This window comes from Alkalimarinus coralli (assembly GCF_023650515.1).
Taxonomy (GTDB): domain Bacteria; phylum Pseudomonadota; class Gammaproteobacteria; order Pseudomonadales; family Oleiphilaceae; genus Alkalimarinus; species Alkalimarinus coralli.
Genome location: NZ_CP096016.1, coordinates 1,026,477 through 1,048,323, shown reverse-complemented (window position 1 = coordinate 1,048,323; position 21,847 = coordinate 1,026,477). Strand labels below are relative to the sequence as shown.

16 protein-coding genes are annotated in these 21,847 nt (G+C 45.7%); 9 read left to right on the top strand and 7 right to left on the bottom strand.

The genetic code is table 11. The features are described 5' to 3' along the window. Nucleotides 1-274: 274 nt before the first annotated feature. The 3 genes from MY523_RS04620 to MY523_RS04610 all read right to left on the bottom strand — a co-directional run bounded on the left by MY523_RS04620 (nt 275) and on the right by MY523_RS04610 (nt 6,020). On the bottom strand, nt 275-1,495 hold the full coding sequence (locus MY523_RS04620) for an aspartate kinase (protein WP_250657640.1): 1,221 nt from the start codon (nt 1,493-1,495) through the stop codon (nt 275-277). 105 nt (nt 1,496-1,600) lie between these two features. Further along, on the bottom strand, nt 1,601-4,225 hold the full coding sequence (gene alaS / locus MY523_RS04615) for an alanine--tRNA ligase (RefSeq protein WP_250657639.1): 2,625 nt from the start codon (nt 4,223-4,225) through the stop codon (nt 1,601-1,603). 406 nt (nt 4,226-4,631) lie between these two features. Next, entirely contained in the window at nt 4,632-6,020 is a 1,389-nt protein-coding gene (locus tag MY523_RS04610; protein ID WP_250657638.1) for a DUF5610 domain-containing protein, read from the bottom strand. A 159-nt stretch (nt 6,021-6,179) separates the two neighbouring features. On the opposite strand from MY523_RS04610, the gene MY523_RS04605 reads away from it, so the two are divergent. Together MY523_RS04605 and MY523_RS04600 are read left to right on the top strand one after the other, a co-directional pair. Beyond that, nucleotides 6,180-7,067, top strand: coding sequence for a prenyltransferase (locus MY523_RS04605; protein WP_250657637.1), 888 nt, complete (start codon nt 6,180-6,182; stop codon nt 7,065-7,067). Between the two features lie 106 nt (nt 7,068-7,173). Then, on the top strand, nt 7,174-7,662 hold the full coding sequence (locus MY523_RS04600; RefSeq protein WP_250657636.1) for an RDD family protein: 489 nt from the start codon (nt 7,174-7,176) through the stop codon (nt 7,660-7,662). Nucleotides 7,663-7,715: 53 nt separating this feature from the next. Here MY523_RS04600 and lptG read toward each other — a convergent pair whose 3' ends face one another. Then, nucleotides 7,716-8,777, bottom strand: a complete 1,062-nt coding sequence (gene lptG / locus MY523_RS04595; protein ID WP_250657635.1) for an LPS export ABC transporter permease LptG — start codon at nt 8,775-8,777, stop codon at nt 7,716-7,718. Further along, on the bottom strand, nt 8,770-9,861 hold the full coding sequence (lptF, locus tag MY523_RS04590; protein ID WP_250657634.1) for an LPS export ABC transporter permease LptF: 1,092 nt from the start codon (nt 9,859-9,861) through the stop codon (nt 8,770-8,772). The genes lptG and lptF overlap by 8 nt, the downstream gene beginning before the upstream one ends. Before the next feature lie 329 nt (nt 9,862-10,190). On the opposite strand from lptF, the gene MY523_RS04585 reads away from it, so the two are divergent. The 5 genes from MY523_RS04585 to MY523_RS04565 all read left to right on the top strand — a co-directional run bounded on the left by MY523_RS04585 (nt 10,191) and on the right by MY523_RS04565 (nt 16,853). Further along, on the top strand, nt 10,191-11,678 hold the full coding sequence (locus MY523_RS04585) for a leucyl aminopeptidase (protein WP_250657633.1): 1,488 nt from the start codon (nt 10,191-10,193) through the stop codon (nt 11,676-11,678). Between the two features lie 199 nt (nt 11,679-11,877). Further along, on the top strand, nt 11,878-12,309 hold the full coding sequence (locus MY523_RS04580) for a DNA polymerase III subunit chi (RefSeq protein WP_250657632.1): 432 nt from the start codon (nt 11,878-11,880) through the stop codon (nt 12,307-12,309). Between the two features lie 101 nt (nt 12,310-12,410). Then, entirely contained in the window at nt 12,411-12,818 is a 408-nt protein-coding gene (locus MY523_RS04575; protein ID WP_250657631.1) for a hypothetical protein, read from the top strand. A gap of 155 nt (nt 12,819-12,973) precedes the next feature. Next, nucleotides 12,974-15,802, top strand: a complete 2,829-nt coding sequence (locus MY523_RS04570) for a valine--tRNA ligase (RefSeq protein ID WP_250657630.1) — start codon at nt 12,974-12,976, stop codon at nt 15,800-15,802. A gap of 97 nt (nt 15,803-15,899) precedes the next feature. After that, on the top strand, nt 15,900-16,853 hold the full coding sequence (locus MY523_RS04565; RefSeq protein ID WP_250657629.1) for a 2-dehydropantoate 2-reductase: 954 nt from the start codon (nt 15,900-15,902) through the stop codon (nt 16,851-16,853). A 229-nt stretch (nt 16,854-17,082) separates the two neighbouring features. Here MY523_RS04565 and MY523_RS04560 read toward each other — a convergent pair whose 3' ends face one another. Next, nucleotides 17,083-19,113 (bottom strand): methyl-accepting chemotaxis protein, encoded by a 2,031-nt coding sequence (locus MY523_RS04560; RefSeq protein ID WP_250657628.1) that lies wholly within the window; start codon nt 19,111-19,113, stop codon nt 17,083-17,085. Nucleotides 19,114-19,389: 276 nt separating this feature from the next. Between MY523_RS04560 and MY523_RS04555 the strand changes: the two genes are divergently transcribed. Both MY523_RS04555 and syd read left to right on the top strand, forming a co-directional pair. Beyond that, complete coding sequence (locus MY523_RS04555) at nt 19,390-20,316, top strand: ROK family protein (RefSeq protein WP_250657627.1); 927 nt, start codon at nt 19,390-19,392, stop codon at nt 20,314-20,316. Between the two features lie 54 nt (nt 20,317-20,370). Further along, complete coding sequence (gene syd, locus MY523_RS04550; RefSeq protein WP_250657626.1) at nt 20,371-20,964, top strand: SecY-interacting protein; 594 nt, start codon at nt 20,371-20,373, stop codon at nt 20,962-20,964. Here syd and ampE read toward each other — a convergent pair. Further along, nucleotides 20,961-21,845, bottom strand: coding sequence for a regulatory signaling modulator protein AmpE (ampE, locus tag MY523_RS04545; protein ID WP_250658771.1), 885 nt, complete (start codon nt 21,843-21,845; stop codon nt 20,961-20,963). The two genes, syd and ampE, sit on opposite strands and share 4 nt — an antisense overlap. Between the last annotated feature and the right edge of the window lie 2 nt (nt 21,846-21,847).

Genomic DNA, 21,847 nt, shown 5'->3' with positions numbered 1-21,847 from the left:
TAGATATTAGACCTGTTCCAAATATTAAAGCATTTCGTACTGCTTCAGTTAAAAAGGGTTTCAGAGTAATAATTATTATTGACCAAAATCCCAAGTAAGGATTAATCAGCACCCCTCCCAAAGGCCTGGTGCCAAAAGCTTGCTTCCGACAAATTAGCAAGCTTCCTCAGAATAACCGTGAGAGAAAACCCCCGCTCCCACTTCATCAACTATAGCAGCTCTTTTTTGGTTATGTAAAAGCGTCCGCTAGAACTGACACACCTTAAGCTACCATTTACTCTTCACTTAACTCAAAAGAACTGTGTAAAGAACGCACTGAAAGCTCCAGATACTTTTCTGCAATGACGACAGAAATCTTGATTTCAGACGTAGATATCATCTGAATATTGATCCCTTCTGCCGATAATGCATCAAACATTTGTGTCGCCACGCCAGCATGCGAACGCATGCCTACGCCGACAATTGAAACCTTGGCAATCTTATCATCGCCTGAAACCTCTCTTGCACCAAGCTCGCTAGACACTTTCTCCAGAATAGCCTTGGCTTTGCTGTAGTCATTGCGATGAACCGTAAAGGTGAAGTCGGTATGATTATCAGCCCCTACGTTCTGAACAATCATATCAACTTCTATATTGGCATCACTCACTGGCCGCAATATCTTAGAAGCAATACCTGGAATATCAGGCACGCCCTGAACCGTTAACTTGGCTTCATCACGATTAAACGCAATACCTGATATAACCGGCTGTTCCATATTTTCATCATCCTCTATAGTAATCAAAGTGCCTGGGCCATCCTCAAAACTGGAAAGAACCCGAAGTGGTACATTATACTTACCTGCAAATTCAACGGCACGAATCTGTAAAATTTTCGAGCCCAGGCTCGCCATCTCTATCATTTCTTCAAATGTAATACGATCCATTCTACGAGCACTATCCACCACCCGAGGGTCAGTGGTGTACACTCCATCTACATCAGTGTAAATCTGACACTCATCAGCCTTCAGGGCAGCAGCCAGCGCAACACCTGTAGTATCCGAACCTCCACGCCCCAAGGTAGTAATATTGCCGTTTTCGTCTACCCCCTGGAAACCAGCAACAACCACGACCCGACCCGCATCAAGGTCTTTACGCATATGTTCTTCATCAATGGTTCGGATACGCGCTTTAGTGTGAGAGTCGTCAGTCGTAATTCGAACCTGGCCCCCAGTGTAGGACCTGGCTTCACAACCGCGTTTATTTAACGCCATGCTTAACAGAGCAATGGTAACCTGCTCTCCAGTAGATACCAACACATCCATCTCGCGAGGAGTCGGCTCATCCATAATTTCATTTGCCAAACCTAACAGTCGGTTCGTTTCACCACTCATTGCAGAGACCACAACGACGATATCATGCCCTGCATCCCTGAACGATTTGACCTTATCTGCAACTGCTTCGATTCGCTCGACGGAACCTACGGACGTACCGCCAAACTTTTGAACATATAATGCCATTACCTAATTCACTTCCTATTTAACAGTACCTAAACAAGTACTTAAAGCCCCAAAAACCGACTCAATATTCCTTAAATCGAACTCAATGCGCTATCAGGCGCCTCTCTATAATTGACCTTCAACCCAACTCTTAACCATATCCAAAGCATCTTGAATCTTGTCAACATCACTACCACCGCCCTGTGCCATATCTGGGCGCCCACCACCTTTTCCTCCGACAATGGCAGCAGCCTGCTTCATTAGGTCACCGGCTTTTAACTTACCTGAGATATCTTTAGTCACACTGGCAACCAGGGTAACCTTACCACCTTCATCTGATGCCAATAGCACAACAGCCGTTCCCAACTTGTTTTTAAGTTGATCTGCCGTATCCATAAGTGTTTTTCGGTCAGCGCCTTCCAGGTTTGCAGCCAGCACTTTAATATTTTGAACATCGATTGCCTGACCTGCCAAATCATTACCTGCAGAGCTTGCAAGCTTTGCTTTCAGTTGCTCAAGCTCCTTCTCCAAGGCTCTATTCTTATCCAGAACCCCTTTAACCTTTTCAGTGAGATTATCGCGACTTCCCTTAACCAGTGAGGCGACCTCCTTCAACTGACACTCACCTTCTGCAACCCACTCTTCGGCTGCTGCCCCCGTCAGCGCCTCAATGCGGCGAACACCCGCTGCAACACCAGACTCGGATGTGATAACAATACTACCAATATCCCCGGTTCGCTTAGCATGCGTACCACCACACAGCTCAACCGAGAAAGCATCCACCCCCATACTCAGCACGCGAACCGAGTCACCATACTTCTCACCGAATAGCGCCATTGCGCCTTTTTCACGAGCGCTATCCATGTCGGTAATATCTGTTTGTATCGCAGTGTTTGCGCGAATGTGCTGGTTGACCATACGCTCCACTTCTTTCAGCTGATCAGGCGTTACAGCTTCGAAGTGCGAAAAGTCAAAACGTAGCCGCTCTTCGTTAACCTGCGAGCCTTTCTGCTCCACATGCTCTCCCAGCACCTTGCGCAACGCTGCATGAATCAAGTGTGTCGCAGAGTGATTCAACGCGGTCGCCTTACGTTTTGCCTGATCCACGACGGCAACAACCTGCTGCCCTTCAGACAAGCTACCAGAGACAACCCTCCCAATATGAAGGTGATTTGAACCTTCTTTCTGGGTATCTGTCACTTCAAACTCGCCTCCATCCCAGCGGAGTACACCCCGGTCACCGACTTGTCCGCCAGACTCGGCATAAAAAGGAGTTTCACTTAAAACAACGACGGCCTCTTGCCCTGCATTGGCTGCTGACGGTTTGCCTTCTACAAAGACAGACCGAATCGTCTGTGCGGCCTCTAAATGATCATAACCGGTAAACGCAGTTTCGCCCTCAATCACCAGGTTTTCATTATAATCAACACCAAATTTACTTGACGCTCTCGCCCGCTCCCGCTGAGCCTCCATCGCCTTTTCATACCCTTCCTGATCCAGCGTTAAACCCCGCTCTCTTGCAATATCATTCGTTAAATCGACGGGAAATCCATACGTATCATAAAGCGTGAAAACGGTTTCTCCGGGTATCACTGTGCCGCTCAATGCTTTGATATCCTGCTCTAACAATGCAAGCCCTTTATCAAGCGTCTTTGCGAACTGCTCCTCCTCTTGCAACAATACCCGCTCTACCTGAGATTGTGCTTTAGCCAACTCAGGATAAGCCTCTCCCATAATATCAACTAAATGTGCAACCAGCTTGTGGAAGAAGGCACCTTGCGCGCCTAACTTATTACCATGACGAACAGCCCTGCGAATAATACGGCGCAGCACATTTCCTCTACCCTCATTGGAGGGCATAACGCCATCAGTTATTAAAAATGAACAGGAGCGAATATGATCTGCAATCACTCTTAATGAAGCCTCAGTGGTTGCAACACCACCCAACACAGAGGATGCCTTCTGTAGCAAATCCTGAAACAGGTCGATCTCGTAATTACTATGTACCTCCTGCATAACCGCTGCAATTCTTTCCAACCCCATACCGGTATCTACAGATGGTTTGGGCAACGGCTGCATTTCACCATTAGCCGTACGGTTAAATTGCATGAAAACAACGTTCCATATCTCTATATAGCGGTCACCATCCTCTTCTGGAGTACCTGGCAAACCGCCTTCAATATCTGGACCGTGATCGTAGAATATTTCAGTACAAGGGCCGCATGGCCCGGTATCTCCCATCTGCCAAAAGTTGTCAGAGGCATACTGAGCCCCCTTGTTATCCCCAATCCGAATAACCCTTTCAGCGGGAACACCCATATCATTCGTCCAGACATCGAACGCTTCATCATCCGTTGCATACACGGTCACATATAGCTTGTCTTTCGGAATATTCATCCAGGACTCAGAGGTCAAAAATTCCCACGCAAACCGGATAGCCTCTTTTTTGAAATAGTCGCCGAAGCTGAAGTTTCCCAACATTTCAAAGAAGGTATGATGACGAGCGGTATACCCGACATTTTCAAGGTCATTATGCTTACCCCCCGCCCGAACACAACGCTGAGAACTTGTCGCACGAACATAGGCTCGCTTTTCGCGCCCTAAAAAGGTGTCTTTAAACTGATTCATACCCGCATTGGTAAAGAGTAACGTTGGGTCGTCTGCCGGAACCAAAGAACTACTGGGCACAACTTCATGCCCATGCTGATTGAAGTAGTCAAGAAACGCTTTACGTACCGCTGCTGTTTTCATAAATAGAACCGTCTGCGAGCTTTTAGTTATAATTTAGAGTCCAATAGTATGCACAAAAGGCAGTTTAATAACCCCATCAATGCCATTCAAACTTAAACGAAACTGCTCAAGTTTTTGCTTCAATCTGGCACCCGTTAACACCGACTGGAGTTTGACGATGTCTCTACGAAGTTAGATTTGTACTGCACTTTAAAGAACTGCGTACTCTACCATATAAAGTACTGAGTAAAAAATTGCCAAATCAAAGATTTTTTCATCTTTATCGCATACCGTGTCCCGGCTTTCCAAATACATGCTCAACAATAAAAAAAGCCCGGCTGTCATGCCGGGCTATTATATATATTTAAAGACCTGTAATCGGTTCTACCTTCAATACAGTTCTACTTTGCAGCAGAACTCAAGAGACCTACAATCTTCCCAGTAGCGTACTCATATACTCCTGCATTTGCTCAAGAGGAGTAGACTCAGCCAGTTCGACAGGTGCATCTTCGATGCGGTCATTTACCATTTGATCGAAAAGGTCTGAAACAAGCTTCACTGGCTCAGCGAAAGCATTGGCTTTATCAAACGCGGCCTGCAAACGGTCAAAGAAGTCAGCCAGGGGATCAAACCGGCCACCAAAGTCTACTGTGCCCGTTTCCGCGCCGCCTAAATCAGCAATTTGCTGATATGCTGATACCTGCTGAACAGAGGTTTGAGATAGATTCACAGAGAAGCCAGCAATTTCCTGCCCATCAAACCCAAGTTCCAATGCACTCTGGAATGCTCCCTGAAAATCTCCAGAAAAGAACTGTTCAGACATGCCTTCAATCTGGAGCATCAAGTCGTTAAGCGCTTGTATCTCACCCTCATCAAGCTCACCATCTACAGAGTAACTATATTGCCCACTCTGATATTGCCCCACCAATTGGCTTGACTCAAAACCAAATCTATCTGAAGACAGTTCGCCTCGCTCAAATGACGCTTGAATTTGCTCAAGGTTAAATGAAACCACGTCACCGTCTTGCGTTGTAATCTGAATAGCGGCACGCTCTGAGAGTGAACTAAAAGAACTGTAACCGGCATTTATACCTGAATTTCGATTCGCAACGCCTCGATCAGCTGCATTTACTTGATCGTTTGTTGTCTGTTTATCATCAACTTGCTCGTTACCCTTATCTTTAGATGTCGCACTAGGCGATGTTAACGCCTGCTCAGCTTCGTCGTTGGCGTCAACCAAAGACTCAGCAGCACCTCCATTGACGTATGTGTCAACAAAACCATCAATGCCAGTGTTTATCTTCTGAAAACTCTGATTGACATCATTGTCAAGTTCATCAGTCATCAAGCCAAGACTTTCTATCTGCTCCCTGGCTTGGCCAAACCCGATTTCGACACCTTCCCTTGCCTGACTCAATAAATCATCGAGGCGCTCTGGAGACGCACCAGCGTCAGCCTCTTGCTTAATTCTATCTTCTACAAAGCCAAGCACATTATTTGCCACATCATCGACTGATGGCGGCTGAAAAGCAGGCGCGAAAGAAGAGGTTACTTGAGAAGACCTTGCGCCTGTAAACTGTACTTCAAGCTCTTGCTCAAGAATCTTTACGCCTTTTTCATGACTGGAAAATGAACTACTTGAAAAGCTCAGTGACACTTCATAAAGCGACACCTGTACTGAGTTTTGCCCGTTATTTTGATCCTGCAGCTGCCCACGATGGTTACCTAAATGCTTGCCTTGGTTTTCGTGCTGTTGAGTCGTCAGTTGACTCGATAGTTCGTTAAACCGTCCTAATAACGCTGAAACTGAATTCATCGTTTTTACCTCAATTCTAGAAGCTATATTGTTATTCTATGCTGCGTGGGTTGAGCCGCTCAAAACACATTAAGCAAACTATTCTTATGGAGCTTAACGTCAACATCTGGTAAAACTTTAGGAACTCTTTATTGCTAAAGCTCACGCTATTAAAACAAAATGGAATCAAGCCACATTGCAAGCTTAGACGAAAACATAAAACCAAAGTATCGTTTTCACAAAGCGCTCAGACCATTTTCATTCCCTGTTGCGCTAATTACCTGTAGCTTAGGTGTCGTTGCGGGGTGGACTATGAGCCTTGGTACACCTGAAACAGCAGCACTTGTTTTACTTGCAGGGCTGCTGTTGCAGGCAGGAGTCAATCTCATTAACGATCATACAGACCTGAAGAACCCTGTAATAAAGCCGCACCTCAGTTCTGCCGACATACGCCAAATTAACCTTAACTATAGAGTTGGCTGGCTGTGCTTTACCTTCTGCTCAGTAATTGGGCTGTACCTAACGTATCAGACCGGCATCTTTCTTTTAATACTTGCGATTATTGGCGGCTTCGGAGCTTTGTTTTACACAACCGAACCCGTTCATTACAAGAGACGCGGGCTAGCAGTCATCTTGGTATTTTTTCTAATGGGCGTTCTAATGGTTTATGGTGCCTTCTATGCGGTTACAGGTATTCATTCCGTTGAGGTAGTCATTCTATCTATCCCGGTGAGTTTTTTTACGTCTGCTCTGCTTTTGTCCAATGAGCTACGAGACTATGCCTCCGACAAAAATGAAGGGCTTAAAACACTCACCGTTCGTTTAGGGCTTAACACTGGGCGAAAACTCTATGCATTTTTGATTGCATTAGGCTTTATATCAGTCGGGATAATCATTTCAGATCAGCAACTATGGATTCAGAGCCTCGCTTTGATACCCGCGTTAGTTCTCTCATTTTTTGCGATTTATATCGCACTGGTAAAAGCAGACCTTAACAACCTTCCCCCTATGACCGGGCGTCTATACCTTGTCTTTGGGTTAGGCCAAATAGCGGTGTTGCTACTATAGACTTTCGCTTTTTGAGTTATGAGACAACCTAAACGCATGATATAGTTGCCTCCCCCACAGCGAAGCTCCGCTGATTTTCAATTAGTATTGGACTTTTAATAGAACTATGCCAAAAGTATTCCCTGAAGAAAGCAGTCAGATTTCTAAAGCACCACTATTAAGACGGCTCGTAGCCATGCTTTATGACACATTAATATGCGCCGCATTAATGCTGGTCACTACAGGTATCTATATGGCGATTAGTGCCAGCATTATTGGCACAGAGAATTACAAGGAGATGGCTGAGGCGGGCTCAAGAAGTAGCGACCCCCTGCTATCCTCAGTCCTGTTTATTACCCTTTACCTCTTTTTTGGCTATTTTTGGACTAGAACGGGGCAAACACTGGGCATGCAAGTTTGGCACATACGCATACAGAACAAGAATGGAATTTCAATCAGCTGGCTACAAGCACTTTTACGCTTTATGATGGCGATTATTTCATTTGCAAGCTTTGGGCTAGGTTATTTGTGGATGCTGGTCGATAAAGAAGGCATGACATGGCATGACCGGTTTTCAGAGAGCGTCGTTGTACGCATACCCAAGAACAAAGAGTAATTGCGTCAGCCTTCAGTTATGGCGAGCAAATAACGTGACTCCCGGCCTAACCGTTATCTGGCCCGCCTTAGCAGGTAGAACCCTAACAGTAAGCTGACAGTGATTGGCGCAAGGGTTGCGATAATCGGGTCGAACCCGAACACCAGGCTTGATGGGCCTAATAAGTCCTGCATATATTTAAACAAAAGCCCAACAATAATACCGGTGAAAACCCTGAACCCCATGGTTACCGATCGCAACGGGCCAAACACAAACGAAATCGCAACCAGTACAAGAACAGCAGTCGTCAGCGGCCTAAGCACCTTCTTCCAAAACGACATAAGATAAACGTTAGCGCTTAGACCTTGTTCAAGCAGGTAGTTTGAATAGGTATACAGACCACTGATAGATAGATTATCCGGTTTAATAACAAGCACTCCCAGTACTTGAGGCGAAAGCTCGGTGCTCCAGTCTAGCTGGTGGGAGCGAATAACAGCCGTCTCTTCCTGCGTTACATTTGTTTCACTTACATCCTCAAGCAGCCAGCTTTCACGCTGATAAATCGCCCTTTTTGCAAATACTGCTCGCTTAAGCCACCCCTCTTCCGAGTATTCAAACAGTGAAACACCATGCAGCTCACCATTAGGCTCAACAGCATTAAAGTGCATAAAAGTGTCACCTTCCCGATGCCAAATGCCGCGCTTTGAAGCTAAACTTGAATCTGTCCCCTGCGCAACCGCTCGCTGGCTTTGAGCAATTTTTTCGGTATACGGCGCAACATACTCCCCTAACAAAAGCCCTACTATAACGATGGCGATTGCAGGCTTCATTGCTGACCAGACAATTCTACGCGTCGACACCCCTGCAGCACGAATAATCGTTAATTCACTATTGTTAGCAAGTGCCCCCAAGCCAATCAGGGAGCCGATAAACGCGGCTAATGGCAGGTAATCATATATTCTTCTGGGCAGCGTCGTTAAAACAAACACCATCGCTTCGGTCACTTGGTATTCGTTTTTTAACTCCTCAAGCTCAGCGATAAAACTGAAAACAAGATCAAGTGATAACACAACCAATAAAACCAACAGCATTGCAGCCGCAACGCTTGAAATAATATAGCGATCCAGTTTACGCATTTCTGGACCTCCATCGACGAACAATCGCACCTTTACCCAGCAGCCCCATCGCTATAGCGAAGAACAGCAAGTGCACCCACCAAACACCCACCCAGGCTGGAATTTTTTCTTTACCTAACGCATTGCGGGCGACGATAAGCAATCCTAAATAGGTTATATAGATCAACATTGCCGGGAACAGGTGAAAAAAGCGCCCCTGACGAGGATTCACTCTACTCAGTGATATTGCCAGCAGCGTCACAATAGGCACCAGCATTGGCAGAGAAATACGCCACTGCAATAAGGCAGTGTACTTGGGGTTTGATGAGTCCCAAAGCTCTAGCGTACCAATAGATTCGTCTTTTCTTCCTCTACGTTCTTCTGGTGGTTCGGCTATTTTTAATCCATATGACTCAAACTCAATAACATTAAATTCAAGCTCGCCTGGCATTCCCTGAAAACGTTTGCCATCGTGCAGCACAAGAAAACGGCTCCCGGTGTTGGGGTCGACATACTGAGTACCGGTTTCTGCCGTGGTTAGGACTAACGACTTCCCATCCGTCGTTTTTTCCGAGATAAAAACACCTTGCAACTCTTTTTTGTCATCACTTAATGCTTCTGTATAGGTAACACGCTGGCCGCTTTTAAGGGCCTGAAAACGTCCCGGGGCCAACATTTCAAACTCCGTCAGTTTTGACTGATCCCGGAAGATTTGCTCCACATTTTGCATCCCCCATGGAGATATAATCAGACTCATGGCCCCCACCAGGAACATCACTATCAATGACGTACCCATCGTTAGCATGACCAGTCGGCGTTCACTCATTCCGCAGGCAAATAGTACCGTCATTTCACTTTCAAGATACATTCGGCCATATGCCAATAATATCCCGATAAAAAGCCCTAAAGGTAAAATCAACTCTAGAAAGCCGGGCATCCGGTAGCCCATCAAGGTAAACAGAACATCGGCGGATATTCCGCCGGAAGCGGCCTGAGACAGGTACTTGATAAATCGGCCACTCATAAAAATAAGCAGCAAAATACCTGACACCGCAAACATGCTAGTCAATAGCTGTTTAGCCAAATAACGGAAGATAATAAACAATCAAATATTTCCTGGAGTCGTTGCAGAATGGCATATACCAGTGCAAGCCAATTCTTTGTTTTTTTATTAAATTTAGCTTATTGCTTTTCCTAAAACCAGCCCCATAGTCTAAAGGCTAACATATAACAGCGTAATCAATAATAGCCGCATTTTAACTGGAATGAGTTATGAAAAATACCTGTGTTTAACGTAAACTTTGACGAAACGTACAAACCGAATTTAAATTACCCTCTCATAACTCGTTTTTTTGCAGTTACAGCTAATGTAGTTACAGTTAATAATGTATTTGATCTCCCCAGATACGACTACCGCCACACACAGGAGCACCAATGAAATACTCTTTAGAGAAGCGCGCACTCGAAAAACAACAATCAGACTGTATTGTTCTTCCTTTATTTGAAGACCTTCAATTATCTCCTGCCGCCAATTATGTTGATCAGTCAAGTGGCAATAACATTACCAAGATTGTAGAGCGGAAAGACTTTGATGCAAAAGCCGGTTCAACAATGTTACTTTCAAGCGAAAGCGAGCAGCACACACGTATATTGCTAATGGGACTCGGCAAGCAGGATGCATTTAACCCGGCCACACTTAAAAAGTCAGTTCTTGCTGCCACCAACGTTGTCAAAAACACCCAAACCAAAACAGCACTTTTTGCCTTGAGTGGTATCACACTGCCAGACTACAGCAGCGCGTGGCTGGCGCGGTTTTCTATTGAGGCCATCAGTGATGCGCTTTATGTATTTGATGAGTTCAAAACCCAAAAGGCCGACAAAGTTACACTCGATGCCGTTTCATTTTATTGTGGTGAAGACATAGACGACGCATTGGTTGAGCAAGCCATTAAAGAAGGCAGCGCGATTGCTTCTGGTGTTTCAGTTACCAAAACACTTGGCAACCTGCCCGGCAATATTTGCACCCCCACTTACTTGGCCGAAAAAGCCAAAGTCATAGCCAAAAATAACAATGCGATCTCTACCACCGTTCTGGATGAGAAAAAAATGGCATCGCTGGGTATGCACTCTCTGCTATCAGTGTCAGCTGGAAGCGAGGAACCTGCTCAACTCATTGTCATGGAATACAAGGGAGGTAACGCATCAGACAGGCCTCATATTCTGGTAGGAAAAGGCATCACATTCGATAGCGGCGGCATCAGTCTGAAGCCCGGCGAAGCGATGGATGAAATGAAGTATGACATGTGCGGAGCCGCAAGTGTTTTCGGCACCATGACCGCAATCGCAGAGCTGCAACCCGCCATTAACGTTACTGCGATCATTGCTGCAGCCGAGAACATGCCCGATGGTAAAGCCACTAAACCTGGGGATATTGTCACCACGCTTTCCGGGCAGACTGTAGAAATTCTTAATACCGATGCAGAAGGCAGACTCGTTTTATGTGATGCACTAACCTACGCCGAACAACATCACAACCCAGCCTCAATTGTTGATATCGCGACATTAACAGGCGCATGCATTATTGCTCTGGGGCATCACACAACAGGGCTGCTTGGCAATGATGACAGTCTGGCCGACGAGCTTCTAAATGCAGGTACGAAAGCCGCAGACAAAGCATGGCGACTGCCATTGTTTGATGAGTATCAAACTCAGCTGGACAGCAATTTTGCTGACATGCAAAACATCGGCGGCCGCCCTGCAGGTACCATTACCGCAGCTTGCTTCCTATCTCGCTTTGCGAAAGAAATGAAGTGGGCTCACCTTGATATCGCAGGCACGGCCTGGACGTCAGGCAAGAACAAAGGTGCAACAGGCAGACCCGTGCCGATGTTAACCCAATACCTGCTAAACAAGGCAGGCTAACCTGGTCGGGCGTTACGCAAGCTATTAACATTACAAAAGCTTTCATTGTACGAACTATCATTGTACGAACTACCATTCGTACAAACTATGTTAGTCTGGAACTATGTTAGTCTGGAACTAGGTAGCCTGAGTAACGCCCGCACGCCGAACCATAGAGATTAAGTTGCTGGACTTCTCAAATACACATCGACCCCAAATTATGGCCAAAGCAGACTTTTACATTCTTAATAGTAGCGACCATCGTTCTCGACTTGAGTTCCTCTGCCGCCTAATAGAAAAGACCACGAAGCTAGGTCATAAAATCTACATCCATACAAACAACGAACAACAAGCAACCGATGTAGACGACTACTTATGGACATATAAAATTGAGAGTTTTCTTCCTCATGACCTCAGTACCGATGCGCCTCCCTCGGCTCCAGTTACAATAGGTTTTTCCAACGACTGCCAATACCACAACGACTTGTTGATCAACCTTGCAAGTGAACTTCCTGCTTTTTATAAAAACTTCGAACGAGTCGCAGAAATTGTCACTCAGGACGATAAAACCCTTAAAGAGCTTCGCAGTCATTATCGGCAAATTAAAAACGATGGTATCGAGGCACTTATTCATGATTTTAGGCAAAAATAACACTGCATACTCACGGGAAGGCGTGACACGAACGTATCATTTATAGAGAACAGTAATCAACGAACTTTGAAAGCAACACAGCGGATATTCTGGACAACCACATGGACGACATACCACTACTAAAAGACATCGTTACAGATAACCAAACAACCACAAGCCAGGTCAGTAAATCAACACCTGAAAAAGACTCAGAAACAGCCTTCTCGCCCCCCAACACTAGAAGTGAGGGCAAGGAAAACCCCTTCTTACCTTACGAACACTTGGCAAAACTGGCACTGGAGAGAGAACAATTCACCCAGAGCCTTGAGGCGTTTACTGAGAACCTAAAGCATGAGCAGCCATATCGAGAACGGACACCTAAAGCTCAGCGCCCCCTAACATCCAACAGTAATGATGTTATTGTGCGAACCATAACAAGCAATATAATCAAGCAATTAAGACCTATTATTGAAGAGAAAGTCGCTTCAGAATTGGAGCGCTATTTTGAAGACACCAGTGAAGGCGCTTAACTGTATTTTTTGTCACAGCCACGCTCATAAATACTGTTCAACGGAACGGCCAAACGCTACCCGTTCATTGAACAGGCATGTATAATGATGCGATTTTTCCCGCTCAGGGAATCGCACACTCTTCCAAACTAATTAATACCTTTGCAGATGATATTATGGAAAAAACTTACCAGCCAAGCGAGATAGAACAAAACTGGTACAACACGTGGGAAAAAGCCGGCCACTTCAAACCTTCCGGTGAAGGTGAGTCATATTCAATCATGATTCCACCTCCAAATGTCACCGGCAGCCTTCATATGGGGCACGGTTTTAACAACACCGTTATGGATACCTTGATCCGTTATCATCGAATGCAAGGCCGGAATACACTTTGGCAACCCGGCACCGATCATGCGGGTATCGCCACTCAAATGGTTGTTGAACGTCAACTGGCCGCTGAAGGTGTCACTCGTCATGACCTGGGTAGGGATAAGTTTTTAGATAAAGTCTGGGAGTGGAAGGAACAGTCAGGCGGTACAATTACCCGCCAAATCAGACGTTTAGGGTCCTCTGTCGATTGGAGCCGTGAACGATTCACAATGGACCCTGGGTTATCAGCAGCCGTTCAGGAAGTATTTGTTCGCCTATACGATGAAGGGCTTATCTATCGCGGTAAAAGACTGGTTAACTGGGACCCTAAACTGCACACCGCAATTTCTGATCTGGAAGTACTCTCCGAAGAAGAGACGGGCTCAATGTGGCATTTCCGTTACCCTCTTGAGGATGGCTCCGGTCACTTGGTCGTTGCAACGACCCGTCCTGAAACCATGTTAGGTGATACTGCCGTCGCGGTGCACCCCAAAGATGAGCGCTATGCCGATTTAGTAGGCAAGAACATACGCCTCCCCATAACCAACAGGCTAATTCCGATTGTCGCGGATGACTATGTAGATAGAGAATTCGGAACTGGTTGTGTGAAGATCACCCCTGCTCACGATTTCAATGACTATGAAGTTGGCAAGCGCCATAACCTCGCCCTGATCAATGCTCTTGATCGCGATGCGAATATCTTGCCCGAGTTTACAGTCATTACCTTCGACAACTACGAAACCCAGCACGGTGAAAAAGCACCTGAAGCCTATGCGGGACTAGAACGCTTCGAAGCCCGTAAAAAGATTGTTGAAGAGCTGGATTCATTAGGCTGCCTGGAAAAAATTGAACCTCATACTTTGAAGGTTCCTCGGGGAGACCGTTCTGGCGTCGTTATAGAACCCTGGCTAACCGATCAGTGGTATGTCAAAACAGAGCCTCTAGCCAAAGAAGCCATTAAAGTCGTTGAAGACGGCGACATACAATTTGTACCTAAGCAGTACGAAAACATGTACTTCTCCTGGATGCGAGACATTCAGGACTGGTGCATTTCCCGCCAACTATGGTGGGGGCATCGAATCCCTGCATGGTATGACAATAGCGGCAACATTTACGTAGGTCGCAATGAAGAGGAAGTACGTCAAAAATACAATCTTGATGCAAGCACAGCCATTCATCAGGACGAGGATGTACTTGATACCTGGTTCAGCTCTGCCCTGTGGACATTCTCAACACTAGGCTGGCCTGAGCAAACCAAAGAGCTTGAGACATTTCACTCGACTGATGTTCTGGTTACAGGTTTCGACATCATATTTTTCTGGGTTGCCCGAATGATCATGATGACAACCCACTTCATCAAAGATGAAAATGGCAAGCCTCAAGTTCCTTTCAAAACCGTGTACGTACATGGTTTAGTGAGGGACTCGCAAGGCGCCAAGATGTCAAAGTCAAAAGGGAACGTCCTTGATCCGCTAGATATTATTGACGGTATTGATCTGGACTCGCTTCTAGACAAGCGAACCTCTGGCATGATGCAGCCAAAGATGGCCAAGAAAATTGCCAAACAGACAAAAGATGAATTCCCGGAAGGCATCTCTGCATACGGTACCGATGCACTGCGTTTCACGTTTTGCTCACTTGCGTCAACGGGCCGCGATATCAAATTCGATATGGGTCGCGTTGAAGGTTATCGAAACTTCTGTAATAAGATATGGAACGCTGCCCGTTACGTGCTAATGAACACCGAGGATAAGGATTGCGGACAACAAGGCGGCGACGTAAATCTTAGCTTGGCAGACCGATGGATTGTTTCAAGGCTACAGCAAACCGAGCTGCAAGTTGCCAAAGCAATGGATAATTACAGGCTTGATCACGTCGCTCAAGCGATATACGAATTCGTATGGAACGAATACTGCGATTGGTATCTTGAACTTTCGAAACCTGTGCTTTGGGATGATAACGCCAGCGAAGAGACACTTAGAGGCACACGCCAGACCCTGGTTAGAGTGTTAGAAACGATACTACGCCTTGCTCACCCGGTAATGCCGTATATTACTGAAGAGATCTGGCAGCGCGTTGCGCCATTGTCCGGCAAGTCTGGCGAAACCATTATGACTCAGCCATACCCTGTCGCAGATGAAAGCCGTATTGACCAAGTGGCAGATGGCGATATTGAGTGGCTTAAAGGCGTTATTGTTGGCGTGAGAAACATTCGGGGTGAGATGAATATTTCACCAGCCAAGCCTATTTCACTCATGCTTAGAAACGGCACAACCGAAGATCAGCGCCGCCTTAATGAGAATGAAACCTTCCTTAAGTCATTGGCTAAAATAGAGAAAGTGACCTGGCTCGGTAGCGAAGAAGCGCCGCTTGCCGCTACTCAACTGGTAGGTGATATGGAAGTCCTCGTTCCGATGGCAGGTCTCATTGATAAAGAGGCGGAAATCGCTCGCCTAAGCAAAGAGGTTGAAAAGGTATCTAAAGAGCTTCAACGAATTCAGGGCAAGCTTTCGAACGAGAAGTTTACCAGCAAAGCTCCTGAAGAGGTGGTTGCTAAAGAAAAAGCTAAGCTCCAAGATGCACAAAGCAGTTACGACAAGCTACATGAGCAGCTGGAGAAAATAAAGGCGATATAGCCCATACCAGGGTGGGCAAAAAACCCACCCTGTCTATTTTCCCTCCCTGCCAGCCTCCAACGTCATTTACCCTTCCCACTCATTGTTAAACAGAACTATGGCAGATAAACCCACTATTCATATACTCGGGCCCGGGGCACTTGGCAGTTTATGGGCAGCAAAGCTTTCGCACGATAATGAAGTCATCCTGCTAGTCAAACCAGATGTGAATAAATCTCTCTCCCCCAAGCACCATTCGTTTCAATTTATAAATCAGAATGAGGCAACGACAATTACCTTGCCTTGCGAAGGTTCCAGCACCTTGCCTTGGGAAGACGGTACCCCCTTCTCTCTTAATGACACCCCAATCGATACACTCTTAGTGTTTACCAAGAGCTACGACACACTGAAGGCGGTGCAACAATTGACAAGTAGAATAATACCATCAAGTCGTATCGTGCTTTTTCAGAATGGCATGGGCAGCCAACAGGAAGTGACTCAATTACTATTCAACAACACGGTTTATGCCGCATCCACAACCGAAGGTGCCAACCGCCCTGACAAACAAACGGTTATTTATGCGGGCAAGGGAGAAACCTGGGTAGGCCCAATATCAAACAAACAAAGCCAGCTCGATGCCGAAAAGCTATCAGCTCTCCTCTCAAGTTCAGGCCTCAACGTATCCAGTAGTGATAATATATGGGAGAAACTGTGGCTTAAGTTAGCAATCAACTGCGCGATCAACCCTTTCACCGCCTTGTTAGATTGTAAAAATGGCGAGTTAATCGGACAAACACTATTTGACTCCAATATAACGCCACTCTGCAATGAACTTTCAGAGGCCATGCTAGTCAACGGCGTAACCGTAAGCGCGTCTGAGCTCCAGTCAAAGGTCATCGATGTCATAAAAAAAACGCATCAAAACATTTCTTCAATGCTGCAAGATGTTCGAGCAGGAAAACAAACCGAAATCGAATATATCAATGGCTATATTGAACAGATAGCACAGCAAAATAACCGTAAGTTCCCCACAAATCTATTTCTACTAGAAGAAGTAAAAAGAAGATTTTAAGGAAGCTATTTGTGAAGCTGAATAGGTTTATTCCTTTATTACTGCATACAGACTTCCAAAAATCCAGGCAGCTATTAGCCCCCTCCTCAACGCTATTCACAAGAGTATTATTTAACTCTATACATCTAAACAATAAGCGCTAGAGCTAATTCAGATAATTTGTGTTAATTCAATATTAACAAACAGCGATGATCACCAAGCAGCGCTGTTTTTTAGTTGGCAAATTGGCCTAAATTTTAAAGGTACCCACTACCGCCTGTAACGAACCGGTAAGCCCCGACATCTCTTTACTTGCACTCAATGTATCGTTGGCGTTGTCAGCAGTCTCCTGCCCCAAATCAGAAATCAGTTTGACATTATTATCAATATTGGTCGCCACCGCACTTTGCTCTTCTGCAGCACTGGCTATCTGATGGCTCATATCAACAATTGACGATATACTTGAAGCAATGCTGACCAACGCTTCAGAGACCTTACTGGACTGTTCTACGGTCACGTCTGTCGTTGTATGGCTGCTCTGCATAGAGCTCACTGCCTCTTTAACCCCTTTCTGTAAACGTTCGATCATCGACTCGATCTCTTCCGTCGACTTTTGAGTTCTTTGGGACAAGGTTCTCACCTCGTCAGCAACAACCGCAAACCCCCTACCTTGCTCCCCCGCTCTTGCCGCCTCAATAGCCGCATTTAGCGCAAGCAGATTGGTTTGCTCTGCAATGGCCCTGATTTCTACCATAACCTGGCTGATATCTTCGCTATCTTTGCTTACGCGATTAATGGTATCAACCGAACGCTTGATCTCTTTAGAAAGATGGTCAATTGAGGTTAGCGTCTCATCAACCACCAATTTGCCGTTGTTGGCTTCTGTATCCGCCCCCATCGCTGCATCAGACACTGTCTGTGACGCTGAAGCCACTTCCTGAACAGTATCAACCATTTGGTGCATCGCTTCTGATATTTGGGCAGTTTCGTACATCTGCTTCTGCACAGCGGTACTATTGGATACGGCAGTGACATTCACTCTTTGCGCCTGATGATCGACATCAGCTGTTGTACCAGTTACCACCTGGATAAGCTGCCTCATTTTATCAGTCATATTGTTAAATTCAGTGGTCAGCTCGCCCATTTCGTCATGGGTATATTTCTCCAGACTCACCGTCAGATCCCCGCTAGCAACTTTGCGTGCAGCACTGGTAAAACTCGCGATGGTGGTTCTAACTGATACCGAGAAGCCCATATAAAGGTACACAATCACCGCCAGCAGTAACCCCAGTACAATGAACATCACCATCCGGGCCCTGGTTTCTTCTGCCAAGCGGTTTTCAAGCGTATTCGCTACATAATCAAGCAGGCGTTCATTAAACGCGGTGAATTTGCCAATTTCTGCCGAAACCAGCGAATCAAAATCTCTCCATGGTTTCTCAAGTCTCATGGGCGTGATAATGTCCAGGTCTACGCTATCCTGCACCACAATAAGACTTCCCTTGATCTCTTCAGCATGAGCACTCAGCTTAGATTCAACCTCAGTGCTCGCCTTTAGAGCAACTTCCAGAGAGGGCTCCAATGACGTGTTAACGCTTGTCAAACGATCAAAAATCTCGTTCAGCAGGTCACTCATCGTGTAGTTGACCGTCCCATCATTCAACGCAAAGATACCGATACTTCTTGCTTTCCCCAGCACCTCTTTGGCATCGATAACTGACCCACTTGATAGCTCCAACAAAAGCTGAATATCTCTGGATGAGTCCTGCGCAAGCCCAGACACTTGCATTGAGGTTGCGACCAAATTGCGTGATTTTTCTACAAAGGCATCGTAATACTTGAACTGATTACCAAAGTCATTTTCGAAACTGTCTTCTACTGCCATTCGCTTCCAGTCAGCAGCCAGTCCCGAGACCTGATTTTTCAGATCACCATTTAAGTCAAACTCAAACTCCATTTCGTCCAAATCTGAGATTAATGCGGATATATTCTTACGAATCTTTAACGACGTTTCATCAAGACCTTCAATCGGGCGCAACTTTGAAACCGTGCGATAGTCACGGTAGTTTATCGCCTCTTGCACAATCATGTATGACGAATGGTAGGCTTTTAAACCATCCACTTCATTGGCAACCTGGCTAATTGATTCATTTAACTGACTAACCAGCATGTAAGTCAGTCCTCCAATGGGGATTAGCCACAGCACACTGATGAGGGTAAATTTATAAACGTAAGTCAGTCTGTTCATCAACGCCATTGCAGGCAACAACAGATTTTTCACACATATTCTCCAACAAGTGAACAGAATCAACTCTTCAATCGTTTTATCGGCTTATTCTTATTAGCGTTTGATATTTTTAGTAATTCTAGCTTAAATATCGAAAAGTGCAGCACATCTCAAGAAATTCAACATTTTAATCTGCTGTCACTCGTGCCCTGGTTATAGTATCGGCTACAACAGGTAACGGTTAATGCATTTTTTATTTCATTTTGTAAGTAACGTTTTTGATCATAAATTAATTATAAAAAATAATGTCGAGATTCAGGAGCTACCTGCATGCGCTTAGGTATTGACCTAGGAGGCACCAAAATAGAGCTGATAGCACTGGCGCCTGACAATAAAGAAGTATTTCGGAAGCGAATTGCCACCCCACAGAACGACTATCACGAAACGCTCAATGCACTAACCTGTTTGATCTTTGATGCAGAAACACGTCTAGCTACAAAGGGCACTGTGGGTATTGGCATACCCGGCACATTATCACCTGACCATGGTCGGGTTAAAAATGCCAACTCCGTCTGTTTAATCGGCCAAAATCTAAAAAACGATTTGGAAGCAAAGCTCTCACGTCCCGTTCGTATAGCCAATGATGCTGATTGCTTTACACTATCTGAAGCAAGTGACGGCATCGCCGAATCTTACAACACTGTTTTTGGGGTGATTTTAGGTACCGGTGTAGGTGGCGGAATATCGGTCAACAAAACGCTCTTAAGTGGACCCAACGCAATAACCGGTGAATGGGGGCATAACCCGCTCCCCTGGCAAAATGCACATGACCTGCCACTTCCCCCCTGCTACTGTGGAAAATCTGGCTGCATTGAAACTTATTTGTCTGGGCCTGGCTTTAAACACAGCTATATCTCTCAAGGAGGGCAGGATCTACCGCCAGAAAAAATAATAGCATCACTCCCTGACGATAAACTGGCCAGCACTGCGTTCAAGTATTATGTTGACCGGCTGGCTCGCTCCCTTTCGACCGTAATCAACCTGCTAGACCCCGATGCTATCGTGTTGGGTGGAGGGATGTCTAATATTGATTCTCTCTATCTCCCTGTTAAACAAGCGTGGTCATCTTATGTGTTTTCAGATAAGGTCAATACTCAGCTACTAAAAGCGCAGTATGGCGACTCAAGCGGTGTCAGAGGTGCTGCGTGGCTATGGACCCTGGATGAGGCTAATAGCTATAGCGTAAAAATTGATTAACCGCGAGTTAAAGAGTCCGAAAAAAACATATACAGCCTGGATATATAACTATTTATGTCAACAACACCTTCCCCACGCTCTAATCCAGCGCCTTCAATAAAGGCTATTGAGTCATTACTTGATCGCTTTATTGCGCTTTCACTGAAAATTGATCTCTCCCTGCCAAAAGTGGAGTGGGATAAAAACTGGACATCTGAATGCATCGTAGACCCAACCCCTGACAATCACGGTTTGGTACAATGGAAACCTGCCGTTAGAGGTGAGAGCAGAATTTTTTCAGCGCTGGAAGGCGCATTGGAAACAACATTCCACCCTGATATCAACCGTTATTACGGGCACTATTGGTCTGATGGTATCGTCGTATCTCATGAAACCGGAGAGATGAGCCTCATTCAGATATGGAACTCACAAGACGAAGAGATGCTCAAGCAGAACTTGCTGGGCCACGCTTTTGCCAAGAAGAAAAATCGCCTGCCGCTGACGTTATTTATCGGCTGCACACAGGATGATCAAATAATCGCAATAGATAATGCGAGCGGAAATATTGTTCTGGAAAAGCCCGGCTTCGCAGCACATCAAACAATAGCCACTGACTTGGAGGCATTTCTCGGTAGCGTAACGCCGACGCTTAAAGCATATAACGGTTAAACCGTAGTGATAACAGCAATGGCAAAAAGGCCTAGCCAGAGAACCATACTCCTGCTTAGCAACCCTCGGACACCTTCAATTCCCTTCGAACCGTTATCGATGAGGGCATCTCGCCCCATACCAGAGTGAACCTCCGTTCTAACATTAAGGCCATCCAGTGCGCTCGACGCCGAGCGCTTTAACACTGTTGCTGTCTCAGTAGAAAAGTCTGCGAAGTTTAGAGTGCACTGGCGAATCGTATTCTTGAAGTCACCCATAAGCGCAAAGCTTAACGCCAACAATCTGGCAGGAAACCACTCCGCAACCCAGGACACTTTTACCGCCATAACTTTTAACTTGTGAGATGAGTGTTGAGCCAGAATATTTGCCACCCTCACCACAATAGCAAACGCGGGACCAGCCACCATAAACCAAAACATGACCATAAAAAAGCGGTTAAAGTTGTGGTACAAAAGCGCGCTGGATACATCATTTTGCATTAATACCGGGCTGCGTAAACGGCGCTTATTCGCGCGAGAGAGCGCCATATGCATAGCCCCCGCAGACTCAAAGTCCCCTTTCCTCCACGCACGCAAATAAAGCTCCAGCTTTTCCTTAAACCCATTGGAACCTAGCAACAATAGCAAAACGAAGATCTGCAACAGCAGCGAAGGAATATTCCAGAACTCATCATCGATAAGAAAAAACAGCAGATAAAAAAAGAAGAAATAAGCCGACAGGATAAGCATCAACACAGCGAAAGCCGCAGTTGAAGATTTCGCCATCATCGAGAACTGCTTAGGCCTTAAAACTTGCAGTGTCATCCTGTCAAACCAAACACTCAACGGCAAGTCCAGCTTTTGTTGAAGAAAATAACTTATCAGCAGCGCAACAAGACTCATCA